At 61.2% G+C, this 16856-nt stretch carries 11 protein-coding genes; 10 read left to right on the forward strand and 1 reads right to left on the reverse strand.

Annotation, left to right across the window (positions count from 1 at the left end):
- On the forward strand, positions 1-751 hold a 751-nt coding region (locus tag ODQ19_RS08450; protein ID WP_330209786.1), incomplete at its 5' end, for a thermonuclease family protein.
- 182 nt (positions 752-933) lie between these two features.
- Positions 934-2202, forward strand: coding sequence for a malic enzyme-like NAD(P)-binding protein (locus ODQ19_RS08455; RefSeq protein WP_014716577.1), 1269 nt, complete (start codon positions 934-936; stop codon positions 2200-2202).
- A 244-nt stretch (positions 2203-2446) separates the two neighbouring features.
- On the opposite strand, the gene ODQ19_RS08460 is transcribed toward ODQ19_RS08455, so the two are convergent.
- Positions 2447-4909 carry a penicillin-binding protein 1A gene (locus ODQ19_RS08460; protein WP_371921541.1) on the reverse strand — a complete coding sequence of 821 codons (2463 nt, stop codon included), beginning with the start codon at positions 4907-4909 and terminating at the stop codon, positions 2447-2449.
- 233 nt (positions 4910-5142) lie between these two features.
- On the opposite strand from ODQ19_RS08460, the gene pilM reads away from it, so the two are divergent.
- The 8 genes from pilM to gltB all read left to right on the forward strand — a co-directional run bounded on the left by pilM (position 5143) and on the right by gltB (position 16845).
- On the forward strand, positions 5143-5799 hold the full coding sequence (gene pilM / locus ODQ19_RS08465; RefSeq protein WP_330209787.1) for a type IV pilus assembly protein PilM: 657 nt from the start codon (positions 5143-5145) through the stop codon (positions 5797-5799).
- Positions 5796-6347, forward strand: coding sequence for a PilN domain-containing protein (locus tag ODQ19_RS08470; protein WP_073524717.1), 552 nt, complete (start codon positions 5796-5798; stop codon positions 6345-6347). Before pilM ends, ODQ19_RS08470 begins: the two co-directional genes overlap by 4 nt.
- The gene (locus tag ODQ19_RS08475) at positions 6344-7315 is read left to right on the forward strand and encodes a pilus assembly protein PilP (RefSeq protein ID WP_330209788.1); all 972 of its coding nucleotides are present in this window, start codon (positions 6344-6346) and stop codon (positions 7313-7315) included. The genes ODQ19_RS08470 and ODQ19_RS08475 overlap by 4 nt, the downstream gene beginning before the upstream one ends.
- Positions 7316-7384: 69 nt before the next feature.
- Entirely contained in the window at positions 7385-8710 is a 1326-nt protein-coding gene (locus tag ODQ19_RS08480; RefSeq protein ID WP_116666195.1) for a type IV pilus secretin PilQ, read from the forward strand.
- A gap of 4 nt (positions 8711-8714) precedes the next feature.
- Positions 8715-9233 carry a shikimate kinase AroK gene (gene aroK / locus ODQ19_RS08485; RefSeq protein WP_003187914.1) on the forward strand — a complete coding sequence of 173 codons (519 nt, stop codon included), beginning with the start codon at positions 8715-8717 and terminating at the stop codon, positions 9231-9233.
- A 126-nt stretch (positions 9234-9359) separates the two neighbouring features.
- Positions 9360-10460, forward strand: a complete 1101-nt coding sequence (aroB, locus tag ODQ19_RS08490) for a 3-dehydroquinate synthase (protein ID WP_330209789.1) — start codon at positions 9360-9362, stop codon at positions 10458-10460.
- A gap of 9 nt (positions 10461-10469) precedes the next feature.
- Entirely contained in the window at positions 10470-12047 is a 1578-nt protein-coding gene (locus tag ODQ19_RS08495; RefSeq protein ID WP_330209790.1) for an SPOR domain-containing protein, read from the forward strand.
- Positions 12048-12399: 352 nt separating this feature from the next.
- Positions 12400-16845, forward strand: coding sequence for a glutamate synthase large subunit (gltB, locus tag ODQ19_RS08500; protein ID WP_330209791.1), 4446 nt, complete (start codon positions 12400-12402; stop codon positions 16843-16845).
- Positions 16846-16856 lie beyond the last annotated feature (11 nt).

The raw sequence follows: 16856 nt of genomic DNA on the forward strand, positions 1-16856 counted from the left end.
TGGGGTTTGGCTGGCGACTGCTCAGGCCGATGCATTCTGCCCCGCCCCGTCAGCCATCGCCCGCGTTGAGGTGCAGCGTGTGGTGGATGGCGACACAGTGCGCCTCAAGGACGGTCGCAGCGTGCGCATGATCGGCCTCAACGCACCGGAAACCGGCAAGAAGGGCCGCCCAGACGAGCCATTTGCCGTCGCCGCGCGCCAGCGTCTGCAGGCGTTGGTAAAGGCTAGCGATGGGCGTGTCGGCCTGGTGCCGGGGCGTGAAGGCAAAGATCATTACGGGCGCACCCTGGCTCACCTCTACGGCGCCAATGGCGAGAACCTGGAGGCGCAACTGCTGGCCGAGGGCTTGGGGTACCAAGTGGGCGTGGCGCCGAATGTTGACCTGGTTGCCTGCCAGCAGGCGGCCGAAAACAGCGCCCGCCATGCACGGCTTGGTCTGTGGCGCCAATCGCCGGTGCAAAGTGTGGCGAAGCTCAAGCGCTCCGGGTTTGCGCTGGTGACCGGCCAGGTCAGCAAGGTCGAGCGTAATCGCGGCGGAATCTGGATTGAACTGCAGGGTTCACTGGTATTACGCATTGCCCCTGAGCTGATCAGCCAATTCGATACGGCCATGCTCGATGGTCTACAAGGCCGCACCCTTGAGGCGCGCGGTTGGGTGCAGGATCGTGCCCGCCGTGGCGGCCAGAAAAAAGGCCAAGCACGCTGGCTGTTGCCAATAACCGATCCCGGCATGCTGAAATCGGCGCTTTGAATAAAAAATTGTAGACATTTTTTATTTCGATTGTGAACAGTTGAGCCCTTGTATCCCGTGGCTCTTGGCCAAAAGTCGTAGCCCAGGGCCCTTGACACCTGTGACTGCCCAGTCTTGTAGGGACTTTACGACACGCGTATCCTCGGCGGTCCGTCGACCAACAGTAAAAGCGGAATGCCGATATGTCTGATTTGAAAACTGCCGCTCTCGAATACCATGCCAATCCTCGTCCAGGAAAGCTGAGTGTAGAGCTCACCAAAGCCACTGCCACTGCCCGCGACCTGTCGCTGGCCTACAGCCCTGGTGTTGCCGAACCCGTACGTGAAATCGCCCGTGACCCAGAGCTGGCGTACAAGTACACCGGCAAAGGCAACCTGGTTGCAGTGATTTCCGATGGCACCGCGATTCTTGGCCTGGGTAACCTCGGCCCATTGGCTTCCAAGCCAGTCATGGAAGGCAAGGGCGTGCTGTTCAAGCGCTTTGCCGGTATCGACGTTTTCGACATCGAAGTCGATTCCGAAAGCCCGCAGGCGTTCATCGACACCGTCAAGCGAATTTCCATCACATTCGGTGGCATCAACCTGGAAGACATCAAGGCGCCTGAGTGCTTCGAGATCGAAAAGGCCCTGATCGAGCAGTGCGACATTCCGGTATTCCACGATGACCAGCACGGCACTGCGATCGTTACCGCAGCCGGCATGATCAACGCCCTGGAAATTGCTGGCAAAACCCTGGGCGAGGCGAAAATCGTCTGCCTGGGCGCCGGTGCCGCGGCCATTTCCTGCATGAAGCTGATCATCAGCATGGGCGCTAAGCTGGAAAACATCTATATGGTCGACAGCAAGGGCGTGATCCAGTCCGAGCGTACCGATCTGAACCAGTACAAGGCGATGTTTGCCCATCCGTCCTCCAAGCGCACCCTGGCTGACGCCCTCGACGGTGCGGACGTGTTCGTTGGCCTGTCCGGCCCGAACCTGCTGAGCGCTGAAGGCCTCAAATCCATGGCGCCGAACCCTATCGTGTTCGCCTGCTCGAACCCGGATCCGGAAATCTCTCCTGAGCTGGCCCACGCCACTCGCAGCGACGTGATCATGGCCACTGGCCGTTCGGACTACCCGAACCAGGTCAACAACGTATTGGGCTTCCCGTTCATCTTCCGTGGTGCCCTGGACGTTCGCGCCAAGCGCATCAACGAAGAAATGAAAGTGGCTGCCGCCAACGCCCTGCGTGAACTGGCCAAGCTGCCGGTACCTCAGGACGTGTGCGACGCCTACGGTGGCGCCAAGCTGGAGTTCGGTCGTGAGTACATCATTCCAAAACCAATGGACAAGCGCCTGATCACCCTGATCTCCGATGCCGTGGCCAAGGCCGCTATCGAGACTGGCGTGGCTACCCTGCCGTATCCAAAGAACTACCCGCTGCAGAGCGTGGATGATGTGTTCAACGGCTAAGCCGTTATAGCGCACCAACAAAAAGCCCCGGCTGAGTGATCAGTCGGGGCTTTTTTGTGGCTGGCGATTCACGAGGCCTGTGCAGATCCACCCTATGTAGGAGCGAGCTTGCTCGCGAAAAACGTCAACGATAACGCGTACTTCCTGAATGAACGCGGCGCCTGTGAATTTTTCGCGAGCAAGCTCGCTCCTACAAAAAGCCTTCACTGACTGGCATTAGGACTTGCTCCAGGCCGCAAAGCCGTCAGAACAGGTCGATCGGCGCGCCTTCATCCGCTGGTAGTGGGCTGCCCGGCACTGCGCCGTTGCCCAGTTCGTTGACCGACGGCGGTGTGTCTTCGCTCTTGAACAGCTCGAAGTACGCATTCGGCGTGCTCGGCGAGGCCGCACGGCCACTGATCGGGTCGATGCGCAGGCTGAGGATGCCTTCCGGCTCCGGCTGGGTGTGCAGCGGCTTGTCCTTGAGGGCGGCGCCCATGTAACTCATCCAGATCGGCAGGGCGACGGTGCCACCGAATTCGCGGCGGCCCAGGCTTTCCGGTTGGTCATAGCCGGTCCACACGGTGGTCACGTAGTCGCCGTTGTAGCCAGAGAACCAGGCGTCCTTGGACTCGTTGGTGGTACCGGTCTTGCCAGCGATATCCGCACGGCCCAGGGCCAATGCGCGGCGGCCGGTGCCTTTCTTGATCACGTCCTGCAGGATGCTATTGAGAATATAGGTGGTACGGCCATCCACAATGCGCTCGGCAACCGCTGGCGCTTGCGGTTCGGCCGGTGCGCTGGCGTTTGCGGCCGACGGCGTGCCTGGCGTCGGCTCGATGGTAATACCGTCGTTAGCCGGGGCCGCGAGACCGTCGGTTGCGGCCACGCCATTGACCACATCACCCGGTACCCGTGGCGGGTTGGCAGTGAACAGGGTGTCGCCATTGCGGCTTTCGATCTTGTCGATCAGGTAAGGCGCGATCTTGTAGCCGCCGTTGGCAAAGGTGCTCCAGCCGGTGGCGATTTCCATCGGCGTGAGGGTTGCGGTGCCCAGGGCCAGGGACAGGTTCGGCGGCAGGTCCGACTTGGCGAAGCCAAAGCGCGTCATGTAGTCGATGGTCTTGCCTACGCCCATCGCCTGCAGCAGGCGGATCGACACCAGGTTGCGCGACTTGTACAGCGCCTCGCGGATGCGGATCGGGCCAAGGAACGTGTTGGTGTCATTCTTCGGCCGCCAGACCTTGTCCAGGTATTCATCGACAAACACGATTGGCGCGTCGTTGACCAGGCTGGCGGCGGTGTAGCCGTTGTCCAGCGCGGCACTGTAGACGAACGGCTTGAAGCTGGAGCCCGGCTGGCGCTTGGCCTGGGTGGCGCGGTTATAGTTGCTCTGCTCAAAGGCAAAACCGCCGACCAGCGCGCGGATCGCACCGTTCTGCGGGTCCAGGGACACCAGGGCGCCCTGGGCGATCGGCACCTGGCTGAATTTGAGGCTGTCATCCTTCTGGCGTTGCACGCGGATCAAATCACCCACCTGGGCTACGTCGGATGGCTGCTTGGGCATCGGGCCCATGCTGTTGGTGTTCAGGAACGGGCGTGCCCACTTCATGCTGTCCCAAGCTACATGGGCTTCGCCAGAGCGGGTCAGCACTTGGATACCGTCTTTCGATACCTGGGTAACGATGGCCGGGTCCAGGCCGCTGATCGAGCGCTGTTTGCCCAATTCGGTGGTCCAGGCACTCAGGGTCTTGCCGGGCAGGCGCGACTCGGGACCACGGTAGCCGTGACGCTGGTCATAAGTGATCAGGCCTTCATGTACCGAATGGTTGGCGATTTCCTGCAAGTTGCTCGGTACCGTCGTGGTCACGCGGAAACCTTCGGTGTAGGCCTCGCTGCCATAACGGCCAACCATCTCGGCGCGGGCCATTTCAGCGATATAGGGCGCATTCACTTCCGGCGTCGGCACGTGATAGCTGGCGTTCAGCGGCTCGGCCACGGCGCTTTCATAAGCGGCCTGGTCGATCTTGCCCAGCTTGTACATGCGGCCCAGGATCCAGTCGCGGCGCTCTTTGCTGCGCGCCGGGTTGGCCAGCGGGTTGAAGCGCGAAGGTGCCTTGGGCAGGCCAGCAATCATGGCCATCTGCGCCAGGCTGGCGTCACGAATCGACTTGCCGTAGTAGACCTGGGACGCGGCCTCGATGCCGTAGGCGCGGTTGCCCAAGTAGATTTTGTTGACGTACAGCTCGAGGATTTCATCCTTGGTCAGCTGGCGTTCGATCTGCAGTGCCAGCAGGATTTCGGTGGCCTTGCGGGAAAAGCTGCGCTCGCTGGTGAGGAAGAAGTTCTTCGCCACCTGCATGGTGATGGTGCTGCCGCCCGATTGAATGTGTCCGCTTTTTACCAACTGCGTGGCTGCACGCACCAGGCTGCTGGGGTCTACGCCGTAGTGGTTGGCGAAATTATCGTCTTCGGCAGACAGCAAGGCGCTGATGAAATTGGGTGGAATGTCGGCGAAACGGATCGGTGTACGGCGCATTTCGCCGAACTCCGCGATCAACTTGTCATCGCTGCTGTAGACCCGCAAAGGAATCTGCAACTGGATACTTCTGAGGGCCTCTACGGAGGGCAAACCCGGACTAAGGTAGAGGTAGGCCCCGCTGAATACGAGCAGCAGCCCGCAGACGATGGCGACAATGGAGTACCCGAAAAACTTCAGCAGACGAATCAAGGCTTTTGGATTTCCAGAGAAAAGAAAGAGTTACGCGTCGGGGCATGCATGGCAAACGATGGATCGACCCGGGCAGCAGATAAAAAGCGGGAAAAAACGCTGGGCATTAAAGCATTTTTCGGCTTAGGGCGTCATTCGCGAGCCTTGAACAAGCCGACCGAATGCAAGGTGCCTGGCAGCAATCAGGCGAGATGACAGCCGGTATGACAGGGAAAGTTTTGGGGAGTTTTATGGGAAAGGGATTTTTCAGGCGAAAAGTCGACACGGTGTTGGGGGTCGATATCAATGACAGCGGCATCAAGCTGATCGAGCTGGGCCGTTCATCCGGCGGTTTCAGCGTCCAGGGTTACGCCACACAAGTGCTGGCGCCCCACGCGATGGTCGACGGCACTCTGCTGGACCTTGAGGGTGTGGGCCGGGCGCTGCAACAGGCGCTCTCGCGCTTGGGTTCCTCGGCCCGGTACGCCGCCGTGGCGGTTGCAGGCCCTTCGGTGATTACCCGGTTGATCGAAATGGACGCGGGTCTGAGCGATGAGGAAATGGCCTGGAAGATCCAGATGGAAGCCGACCAGTTCATCCCTTATCCATTGGATGAAGTGGCCATCGACTTTCAGGTTCAAGGGCCATCGGCTCAAGGCCCACAGTGGGTGGAGGTGATGCTGGTGGCGTGCCTGCGCGAGCAGGTCGAAGCGCGCGAGGCGGTTTTGGCCCTGGCGGGGCTGGTGCCGCGGGTGGTCGATGTAGAAGGGTTTGCATTGCAGCGCGCTTGCCTTCAGGATTTTGCCAGCTTCACGCCGGGTCATAGAGTCGATGGTGCACAATGGGCCTTGGAGGCCCAAGGGATGGGAGTGGCTTGCGGGCTGGCCCTGAGGAGTTTCGCTGGATGACACGAATCAATCTTTTGCCTTGGCGCCAGGCCCTGGCGGAGCGCAGGCGCAAATACCTGTTGGTGCTATTGCTGGCGTTTGCCTGCGTGGCGCTCGCGGCACTGTGGTTGGCTGATCAAGTGATCGACCAGGCGATAGACCGGCAGGTAAGCCGCAACAGCCGCCTGGAAGAGCACATCGCCACCCAGGACTCGCGGATCAGGACCATTGACGATTTGCAGGAGCGAAGCCAGCAACTGGCCGAACGCATGAAGGTGGTTCAGGACCTGCACGATGCCCGCTCTTCCGGGGCCCGATTGTTCGAGCAATTGGCTCGCGCGGTGCCTGAAGGTGTCCATCTGCATGAGGTGGTTGCGAACGGCGACACCATCAGCATTCGCGGCACGGCTGAAAGCAACCAGGATATCGCCCGTTTGATGCAGCAGCTCAAGCCAACCCACGGTTCCAGTTCAACCCGTCTGCAGCGCGTGCAGGCCGAAGGTGCGCGCGGCGAAAGTGAATTTCAGCTGATGGTGCGCCAGGGAGAATCCAGCGAGGCGCAACCATGAGCCTGCCCAGGCTCGATTTTTCCACGCTCTCTTACAACGCTGCTAAATGGTCCCTGCCGGGCAAGGTGCTGCTTGGCTGTGCGCTGGCCGGCCTGGTGCTGGTGATAGGCGAGGTTTCGCATGGGGGGCCGCAGCGGGAGCGATTGCACGGGCTTGAGGCGCGGGAGCAGGCGCTGCAGCAGCAACTCACAGAAAAGACCGGCCTGGCCGCGAGCCTTGAGCTGCGCACCCGGCAGGTCCGGAGCATGGAAGGCCAGATTGCCAGCCTTCTAGGGCAATTACCCGGCGAGTCCGAGGTGCCTGCCGTGTTGGAAGACATCGCCCGGCTGGCGGCTGCCCATGGGGTGTGGGTCGAAGGCATCACCGTGCTGGATGAAGCGCCTCGGCAGCTTTATATCGAACAACCCATGCAGGTAAGCGCCTCCGGGGCTTACCACGACCTGGCGACATTTGTCAGTGCCTTGGGTGGGTTGCCTCGGGTAGTCACCGTGCAGGACGTTACGCTTGGGCATCAGGGCGCCTTGTTACGTCTGAACATGCTCGCCAAGACCTATCGCAGCACCCTGCAAAACGGCAAGGCCCGTCAGGTGCTCGACCCAGGGCCGCTGTTTGTCTACGAGCCCTCGCCCTTGCGCGACCCGTTCACGCCGCCCGCCTTGCAGGCAGCCCACGTTCCGGGCCGCCCGGCCCTTGCCCCGGATTTCACCCGGCCACGGGGACTGTTGGAGGGTATGCGTCTCGAACAGTTCGAAATGGTCGGCACGTTGTCCCGTGGTGCGCAGGCCTTTGCCTTACTGCGGGCTGGGGCCAGGGTGTATCGGCTGGCGGTGGGTGATTATTTGGGGCCGGACCATGGCCAGGTCACGGCCATTCAAGACGCTGCTGTCGAGCTGGTGGAGCTGTTTCCCGATGGACAGGGTGCCTGGCTGGAACGCCCGCGAACCCTTGTGCTGAACGTCAACTCATAACGGAATCAAACAATGAAAAGGACCTTCTTGTCCTTCGGTGTGGCGCTATGGATAGCGTTCACGGCACCGATGGCTGCTGCTGTGCCCAATCGCCTGGACCTGATCCAACTGCCGCCGCCCGACAGTGCCTTGTCGGTCAGCTATACAGGCGCCAAACTGACTCTGAACTTCCAGGACATCGACCTGCGCGCGGTATTGCAGCAAATCGCTGATGTCGCTGGGCTCAACCTGGTGACCAGCGATGAGGTGCAGGGCTCGATCACCTTGCGGCTCAAGGATGTGCCGTGGGACCAGGCGCTGGACCTGGTGTTGCAAACCAAGGGCTTGGACAAGCGAGTCAAGGCGGGTGTGTTGCTGGTGGCGCCCGCCGATGAATTGGCTGCCCGAGAGCTGTTGATGCTGGAGTCGCGCAAGCAGATGGCTGAGCTCGCGCCCTTGCGGCGGGAGCTGCTGCAGGTCAATTACGCCAAGGCCGCCGACCTGGCCAAGCTGTTTCAGTCGGTGACCGGCTTTGAGGGCGCCACCGATGAGCGCGGTTCGGTGGCGGTGGATGACCGCACCAACAACATCATCGCCTACCAGACTGGCGAGCGGCTCGAAGAGCTGCGGCGCATCGTGGCGCAGCTGGATATCCCGGTACGCCAGGTCATGATCGAGGCGCGGATTGTGGAGGCCAATGTCGACTACGACAAAAGCCTGGGCGTGCGCTGGGGTGGACGGCTTACCCGTGGCAACGGCGGCGTTGGCGGTATTGCCAAGCCGCAGGCAGACGGCGCCGAGCCGCCGCAAAACCCGCCCAGCTCACCCTTTGTCGACTTGGGGTCGCTGGCCGGAACCTCGGGCCTGGGGATCGCCTACATCACCGACAACCTGTTGCTGGACCTTGAGCTGACCGCCATGGAAAAAACTGGCAACGGCGAGATCGTCTCGCAGCCCAAGGTCGTCACCTCCGACAAAGAGACTGCACGCATCCTCAAGGGCACGGAGATTCCTTACCAGGAATCCACCTCCCAGGGTGCCACCTCGGTGTCGTTCAAAGAGGCTTCGCTGTCGCTTGAAGTCACGCCGCAAATCACCCCCGACGACCATGTGATCATGGCGGTCAAGGTCACCAAGGATGAGCCCGACTACCTGAACCGCCTCAATGACGTGCCGCCGATCAAGAAAAACGAGGTCAACGCCAAGGTTCTGGTCAGGGATGGCGAGACCATCGTCATTGGCGGGGTTTTCTCCAACACCCAAAGCAAAGTGGTAGATAAAGTGCCATTTTTGGGCGATGTGCCGTATCTTGGCCGCCTTTTCCGGCGCGATGTGCTGGCGGAGAAAAAATCCGAGCTGCTGGTATTCCTGACTCCGCGTATCATGAATAACCAGGCGATTGCTGTGAGTCGTTGATTCTGTGCGAAATTTGATTCTTGTAGGGCCGATGGGGGCTGGAAAAAGCACCATCGGCCGTTTGCTGGCCAAAGAGCTGCGCCTGCCGTTCAAAGATTCCGACAAGGAAATTGAATTGCGCACGGGTGCCAATATCCCATGGATCTTCGATAAAGAAGGCGAGCTGGGCTTTCGTGACCGCGAGCAGGCGATGATTGCCGAGCTGTGCGGCTGCGATGGCGTGGTATTGGCAACCGGCGGTGGCGCTGTCATGCGCGATGAAAACCGTCGGGCGCTGCATGCCGGTGGTCGGGTGGTGTATTTGCACGCGTCGGTCGAGCAGCAGGTGGGCCGTACCGCCCGTGATCGCAATCGCCCGTTGCTGCGCACCGCCGACCCGGCCAAAACCCTGCGGGACCTGCTGGCGCTGCGCGATCCGCTGTATCGGGAAATCGCCGATCTGGTGGTGGAAACCGATGAACGGCCACCTCGGATGGTCGTGCTCGACATCCTTGAGCGCCTGCAACGGTTGCCACCCCGTTAAAGCCTGGCCAGAAATGCGCTATTCTCGGCGGCGCGCCATCACCCTGTAAGGTATGGCGTAGAGCCACCAGGCGGTGTCGAGATATCGACAGTGCCGGTCGTCAATACATCTTCAACGCGGGGACACATGCAGACACTTAAGGTCGATCTAGGCGAGCGCAGCTACCCGATCCACATTGGCGCAGGTCTGTTGGACCAGCCCGAACTGCTTGCGCCGCATATTGCCGGCCGACAGGTGGCGATCATCTCCAACGAAACGGTCGCGCCGCTGTATCTTGAGCGTTTGAGCCGCAGCCTGGCGGCGTACTCGGTGATCTCCGTGGTGTTGCCTGACGGCGAAGCCCACAAAAACTGGGAAACCCTGCAACTGATCTTTGATGGCCTGCTGACCGCACGCCATGACCGTCGAACCACTGTGGTCGCCCTGGGCGGCGGGGTGATTGGCGACATGGCCGGTTTTGCCGCGGCCTGCTACCAGCGCGGCGTGGATTTTATCCAGGTGCCGACCACCTTGCTGTCCCAGGTCGATTCGTCGGTGGGCGGCAAGACCGGTATCAACCACCCGCTGGGCAAGAACATGGTCGGCGCGTTCTACCAGCCTCAGGCTGTGCTTATCGACACCGCTACCCTCAACACCTTGCCGCCGCGCGAGCTGTCGGCGGGCCTGGCGGAAGTCATCAAGTACGGCCTGATTTGCGATGAGCCGTTCCTGACCTGGCTGGAAGAACATATGGACGCCTTGCGCGGCCTCGACCAGGTGGCGCTTACCGAGGCGATTTCCCGCTCATGCACGGCCAAGGCGCTGGTAGTCAATGCCGACGAGCGCGAGTCCGGTGTGCGGGCCACGCTGAACCTGGGCCACACCTTCGGCCATGCGATCGAAACGCACATGGGCTATGGTGTGTGGTTGCATGGGGAAGCCGTAGCGGCTGGCACGGTAATGGCATTGGACATGTCGCAGCGCTTGGGCTGGATCAGCGCCCAAGAGCGTGATCGCGGTATCCGCCTGTTCCAGCGCGCCGGTTTGCCGGTTGTTCCGCCCACGGAGATGACCGAGGCGGATTTCCTTGAACATATGGCGATAGACAAGAAAGTGATCGACGGTCGACTTCGACTGGTACTGCTGCGCCACATGGGCGAAGCCGTGGTGACCGACGATTATCCAAAAGAGATTCTACAGGCCACGCTGGGAGCGGATTACCGCGCCCTGGCCCAGCTCAAAGGTTAATAAGACCCGATGACTAGTTTGCATGCCGACGAGGCGTTCCTCGGCCATTACCACTTGAGCCACGACCCCTTTGCTCCACGGGTGCCGGGTTTCAAATTCTTCCCCGCCCAGCGCAAGCCGGTACTAGGGCAGTTGCATCACCTCGCGCGCTACAGCCAGTTGCTGCTGGTGGTCACCGGCCCTCTGGGCAGCGGCAAGACCTTGCTGCGCCAGGCGCTGGTGGCCAGCACCAACAAGCAATCGGTGCAGAGCGTGGTGGTATCGGCCCGCGGTGCCGGTGATGCGGCCGGCGTACTGCGTCAGGTAGCGCAGGCGTTGGACGTCTCTAATGCTGAGCCGAACGCGATTCTCAAGCAGGTGGTGCAACTGGGCTTGACCGGCCAGGAAGTCTACCTGCTGGTAGACGATGCCGAGCAGCTCGACGAATCCGCCTTGGAAGCCCTGCTGGCGCTGGCGGCGGGTACGCCGGAAGGTCGCCCGCATGTGTTCCTGTTCGGTGAGTCGTCGCTGATCGCCGATCTGGAGCAGATCAGTGGTGAGCAGGAGCTGTTCCACGTCATCGAGTTGCAGCCGTACGAAGAGGAAGAAACCCGCGAATACCTGGCGCAACGTCTTGAAGGAGCCGGGGCGGGTATCGAACTTTTCACCGCTGCGCAGATCTCTGATATTCACGAAAGCTCCGATGGCTGGCCTGGAAACATCAACCAGGTTGCCCGCGATGCCATGATCGAAGCCATGATTGCCAGCCGCTCTGCGGTCAAGCGTCCAAAGATGGGGTTCACTATGCCTAAGAAGCACGTATTGGCTATTTCCGCCGTTGTCGTGGTCGCTGTTGCCGCCGCCTGGTTGATCCCGGGCCGCAACAAAGCACCGACAACCACCGGCGCGCCAACCGAACAGGCGCAGTTGCCACTGGGCAAGCCCACGCCAAACGTCGAGTTTGCCAACTCCGGCCAACCGACCAACCTGCCGATGGTCGGCCAACCTGTGATGCGCGGCCCGCTGGCCGAAGAAGCCGGTGGCATCTCCGAAGGCGACGACGGCGTGCCGGTGGAAGGCTCCAGCGCCACGCCGCCGACCGTGACCACCACCGCGCCACCTGCAGGCGTACCGGCCGGTGTGCCAGCGACGCCGGTTGCTCCGGTCGCCAAGCCAGCTCCGACTCCGGCGCCGACCGTTGCCACCGCCAAGCCTGCTCCGGTGACCAAGCCTGTCGCACCGACGCCAGCCGCCAAACCAGCCCCGGCCGCCAAGCCTGCGGAAAAACCAGCCGCCACCGTTGCCAAGGCCGGCGCTGCTGGCAGCAGCTGGTACAACAGCCAGCCTACCGGTAACTTTGTGGTGCAAATCCTCGGCACCAGCTCCGAAGCCAACGCCCAGGCGTTCGTCAAAGAGCAGGGCGGCCAGTACCGTTATTTCAAGAAAGTGCTCAACGGCAAGCCTCTCTACGTGATCACCTACGGCAGCTTCCCAAGCCGCGCCGCAGCCGATTCTGCCATCAAGGCCTTGCCAGCGAAGGTTCAGGCTGGTAAACCTTGGCCTCGCACTGTTGCCAGCGTTCAACAAGAACTGGCAGCAACTCGCTGAAGATCCGGCGGCCTTACCCAGGCCGCCCTCCCGGCACCTCAAAAAAATCCGCAAGTGCGTGCTGCCCTTACAGGCCGCGCGCTTTGTGGTGTCTGCGTCACAGTAGCTTTTGAGTCGTAGCGGTCAGAATTAAAAAAGTTTTGACTAGCACAGCATATCGCTTTAAACCTTTCATAAATGCGACATAGATTTGCGACATTTCGTCGCTAAATTTGTGAGCGTCTGTGTCGGTGTGTACAATGACCTCCCTTTTGCCCCCGCTAAGCCGGCGTACGTTCGGCGTGGAAGGTAACCGGTTGAATTGAAAAGAAATTTGCCTCGATATAAGAGGCAGCCTGGTGAGAAAGTGTCTATGAAAGCAGGTCTGTACCAACCCGATGAATTCAAGGATAACTGCGGTTTCGGCCTGATAGCCCACATGCAGGGCGAACCCAGTCATACCCTTTTGCAAACGGCCATCGAGGCCCTGACCTGCATGACCCACCGCGGTGGGATCAACGCCGACGGCAAGACCGGTGACGGCTGTGGCTTGCTGATTCAAAAGCCCGACCAGTTCCTGCGCGCTGTCGCCAAAGAGCAATTTGCGGTTGAACTGCCCAAGCAGTACGCCGTGGGCATGGTGTTTTTCAACCAGGACCCGGTAAAAGCCGAAGCCGCTCGCGAGAACATGAACCGCGAGATCGCCGCCGCCGGCCTGCAGATCGTCGGCTGGCGCAAAGTGCCCATCGACACCAGCGTACTCGGCCGCCTGGCCCTGGAGCGCCTGCCGCAGATCGAACAAGTGTTCATCGCAGGCGATGGCCTGAGCGACCAGGACATGGCGATCAAGCTGTTCACGTCCCGTCGTCGTTCGTCGGTGCTCAACGCCGCCGACACCGACCATTACATCTGCAGCTTTTCCCACAAGACCATCATTTATAAAGGCCTGATGATGCCGGCGGACCTCACCGCCTTCTATCCAGACCTGAGCGATGAGCGCCTGCAAACCGCAATCTGCGTGTTCCACCAGCGCTTCTCCACCAATACCCTGCCGAAATGGCCGCTGGCCCAGCCATTCCGCTTCCTCGCCCACAACGGCGAGATCAACACCATCACTGGCAACCGCAACTGGGCCCAGGCCCGTCGCACCAAGTTCGCCAACGATTTGATGGACCTCGAAGAGCTCGGCCCGCTGGTCAACCGTGTGGGTTCCGACTCTTCCAGCATGGACAACATGCTCGAACTGATGGTTACCGGCGGCATCGACCTGTTCCGTGGCGTGCGCATGATCATTCCGCCAGCGTGGCAGAACGTCGAAACCATGGACCCGGATCTGCGTGCGTTCTACGAGTACAACTCGATGCACATGGAACCGTGGGACGGCCCGGCCGGCGTGGTCATGACCGACGGCCGCTACGCGGTGTGCCTGCTCGACCGTAACGGCTTGCGCCCGGCGCGTTGGGTGACCACCACCAACGGTTTCATCACCCTCGCTTCGGAAATCGGCGTGTGGGACTACAAGCCCGAAGACGTGATTGCCAAAGGCCGTGTCGGCCCCGGCCAGATCCTGGCCGTGGACACCGAGACCGGGCAGATCCTCGACACCGACGCCATCGACAACCGTTTGAAGTCGCGTCACCCGTACAAGCAATGGCTGCGCAAGAACGCCCTGCGTATCCAGGCGACCATGGAAGACAACGACCACGGTTCGGCTTTCTATGACGTCGACCAGCTCAAGCAGTACATGAAGATGTATCAGGTCACGTTCGAAGAGCGCGACCAAGTGCTGCGCCCGCTCGGTGAGCAAGGCTACGAGGCCGTCGGCTCCATGGGCGATGACACGCCAATGGCCGTGTTGTCCCAGCGCGTGCGCACGCCGTACGACTACTTCCGCCAGCAGTTCGCCCAGGTGACCAACCCACCGATCGACCCGCTGCGCGAAGCCATCGTGATGTCCCTGGAAGTGTGCCTCGGCGCCGAGCGCAACATCTTCCAGGAATCGCCTGAGCATGCGTCCCGCGTGATCCTCAGCTCGCCGGTCATTTCCCCGGCCAAATGGCGCTCGCTGATGACCCTGGAGCGTCCAGGCTTCGACCGCCAGATCATCGACCTGAACTACGACGAGAGCCTCGGCCTTGAAGCGGCTGTGCGTAACGTTGCTGACCAGGCTGAAGAAGCCGTGCGTGCCGGTCGTACCCAGATCGTACTCACCGACCGCCACATTGCGCCAGGCAAGTTGCCGATCCACGCGTCCCTGGCGACCGGTGCGGTGCACCATCGCCTGACCGAAAAAGGCCTGCGCTGCGACTCCAACATCCTCGTGGAAACCGCCACCGCCCGCGACCCGCATCACTTTGCGGTGCTGATCGGTTTCGGCGCTTCGGCGGTGTACCCGTTCCTCGCGTATGAAGTGCTGGGTGACCTGATCCGTACCGGTGAAGTGCTGGGCGACCTCTATGAGGTGTTCAAGAACTACCGCAAGGGCATCACAAAGGGCCTGCTGAAGATCCTGTCGAAGATGGGTATCTCTACGGTCACCTCGTACCGTGGTGCTCAGTTGTTCGAAGCCATCGGCCTGTCCGAAGAAGTCTGCGAGCTGAGCTTCCGTGGCGTGCCGAGCCGCATCAAGGGTGCGCGTTTCGTCGACATCGAAGCCGAGCAAAAAGCCCTGGCCTTGGAGGCCTGGAGCGCGCGCAAGCCGATCCAGCAAGGTGGCCTGCTCAAGTTCGTGCACGGTGGTGAATACCATGCCTACAACCCCGACGTGGTCAACACTCTGCAAGCCGCTGTGCAGCAGGGCGACTACGCCAAATTCAAGGAATACACGAGCCTGGTGGATAACCGCCCGGTGTCGATGATCCGCGACCTGTTCAAGGTGAAGACCCTGGACACGCCGATGGATATCGCCGAAGTCGAGCCGCTGGAGTCGATCCTCAAGCGCTTTGACTCCGCCGGTATTTCCCTGGGCGCCTTGTCGCCGGAAGCTCACGAAGCCCTGGCCGAAGCCATGAATCGCCTGGGTGCGCGTTCCAACTCCGGCGAAGGCGGTGAGGACCCAGCGCGCTACGGCACGCTCAAAAGCTCGAAGATCAAGCAGGTGGCCACCGGCCGTTTCGGTGTGACCCCGGAGTACCTGGTGAATGCCGAGGTGCTGCAGATCAAGGTGGCCCAAGGCGCCAAGCCGGGTGAGGGTGGTCAACTGCCAGGCGGCAAGGTCAACGGTTTGATCGCCAAGCTGCGTTACGCCGTACCGGGCGTGACCCTGATTTCGCCACCGCCGCACCATGACATCTACTCGATTGAAGACTTGTCGCAGCTGATCTTCGACCTCAAACAAGTCAACCCCCAGGCCCTGGTCTCGGTGAAACTGGTCGCAGAAGCTGGCGTCGGCACCATTGCCGCTGGCGTGGCCAAGGCCTATGCCGACCTGATCACCATCTCCGGCTACGACGGCGGCACCGGCGCTTCGCCGCTGACCTCGATCAAGTACGCCGGTGCACCGTGGGAACTCGGCCTGGCCGAAACCCACCAGACCCTGCGCGGCAACGACCTGCGCGGCAAGGTGCGAGTACAGACCGACGGCGGCCTGAAAACCGGCCTCGACGTGATCAAGGCCGCAATCCTCGGCGCCGAGAGCTTCGGCTTCGGCACCGCGCCCATGATCGCCCTGGGCTGCAAATACCTGCGCATCTGCCACCTGAACAACTGCGCTACCGGCGTAGCGACTCAGAACGAAAAACTGCGCAAGGATCACTACATCGGCACCGTCGACATGGTGGTGAATTTCTTCACCTACGTCGCCGAAGAAACCCGTGAGTGGCTGGCCAAGCTGGGCGTACGTTCGCTGGAAGAGCTGATCGGTCGCACCGACCTGTTGGACATCCTCGAAGGCCAGACCGCCAAGCAACAACATTTGGACCTCACGCCGCTGTTGGGCAGCGATCACATCCCGGCAGACAAGCCACAATTCTGCCAGGTGGACCGCAACCCACCGTTCGACAAAGGCCTGCTGGCCGAGAAAATGGTCGAAATGGCCGGCTCCTCGATCAACGACGTCAGCGGTGGCGAATTCGCGCTGGATATCTGCAACTGCGACCGTTCCATCGGTGCTCGCATCTCCGGTGAAATCGCGCGCAAGCACGGCAACCAGGGCATGGCGAAAGCGCCGATTACCTTCCGCTTCAAGGGCACTGCGGGCCAGAGCTTCGGCGTGTGGAACGCCGGCGGCCTGCACATGTACCTCGAAGGCGACGCCAACGACTACGTGGGCAAGGGCATGACCGGCGGCAAGCTGGTCATCGTCCCGCCGGCTGGCAGCGTGTACAAGACCCAGGACAGTGCCATCATCGGCAACACCTGCTTGTACGGCGCCACTGGTGGCAAGCTGTTTGCCGCAGGTACTGCCGGTGAGCGTTTCGCCGTGCGTAACTCCGGTGCCCACACCGTGGTGGAAGGCACGGGCGATCACTGCTGCGAGTACATGACCGGAGGCTTTGTCGCGGTACTGGGCAAGACCGGTTACAACTTCGGTTCGGGCATGACCGGCGGTTTCGCCTACGTGCTTGACCAGGACAACACTTTCGTCGACAAGGTCAACCACGAGTTGGTCGAGATCCAGCGCATCAGCGGCGAAGCCATGGAGTCCTACCGGAACCACTTGCAGCACGTGCTGGACGAGTACGTCGAAGAGACCGGCAGCGAATGGGGTCGTAACCTCGCCGAGAACCTCGATGATTACCTGCGTCGTTTCTGGCTGGTCAAGCCCAAGGCTGCCAACCTGAAATCGTTGCTTTCCAGCATCCGTGCCAACCCGCAGTGATATGCGCCTGA

It is taken from the genome of Pseudomonas sp. AM4(2022) (assembly GCF_036346515.1).
GTDB lineage: Bacteria > Pseudomonadota > Gammaproteobacteria > Pseudomonadales > Pseudomonadaceae > Aquipseudomonas > Aquipseudomonas paracarnis.

Excerpts from the sequence above, each read along its gene's own strand:
- ODQ19_RS08455 (WP_014716577.1), top strand. The coding sequence starts at position 934 with ATGTCTGATTTGAAAACTGCCGCTCTCGAATACCATGCCAATCCTCGT.
- pilM (WP_330209787.1), top strand. The coding sequence starts at position 5,143 with ATGGGAAAGGGATTTTTCAGGCGAAAAGTCGACACGGTGTTGGGGGTC.
- ODQ19_RS08470 (WP_073524717.1), top strand. The coding sequence starts at position 5,796 with ATGACACGAATCAATCTTTTGCCTTGGCGCCAGGCCCTGGCGGAGCGC.
- ODQ19_RS08475 (WP_330209788.1), top strand. The coding sequence starts at position 6,344 with ATGAGCCTGCCCAGGCTCGATTTTTCCACGCTCTCTTACAACGCTGCT.
- ODQ19_RS08480 (WP_116666195.1), top strand. The coding sequence starts at position 7,385 with ATGGCTGCTGCTGTGCCCAATCGCCTGGACCTGATCCAACTGCCGCCG.
- aroB (WP_330209789.1), top strand. The coding sequence starts at position 9,360 with ATGCAGACACTTAAGGTCGATCTAGGCGAGCGCAGCTACCCGATCCAC.
- ODQ19_RS08495 (WP_330209790.1), top strand. The coding sequence starts at position 10,470 with ATGACTAGTTTGCATGCCGACGAGGCGTTCCTCGGCCATTACCACTTG.
- gltB (WP_330209791.1), top strand. The coding sequence starts at position 12,400 with ATGAAAGCAGGTCTGTACCAACCCGATGAATTCAAGGATAACTGCGGT.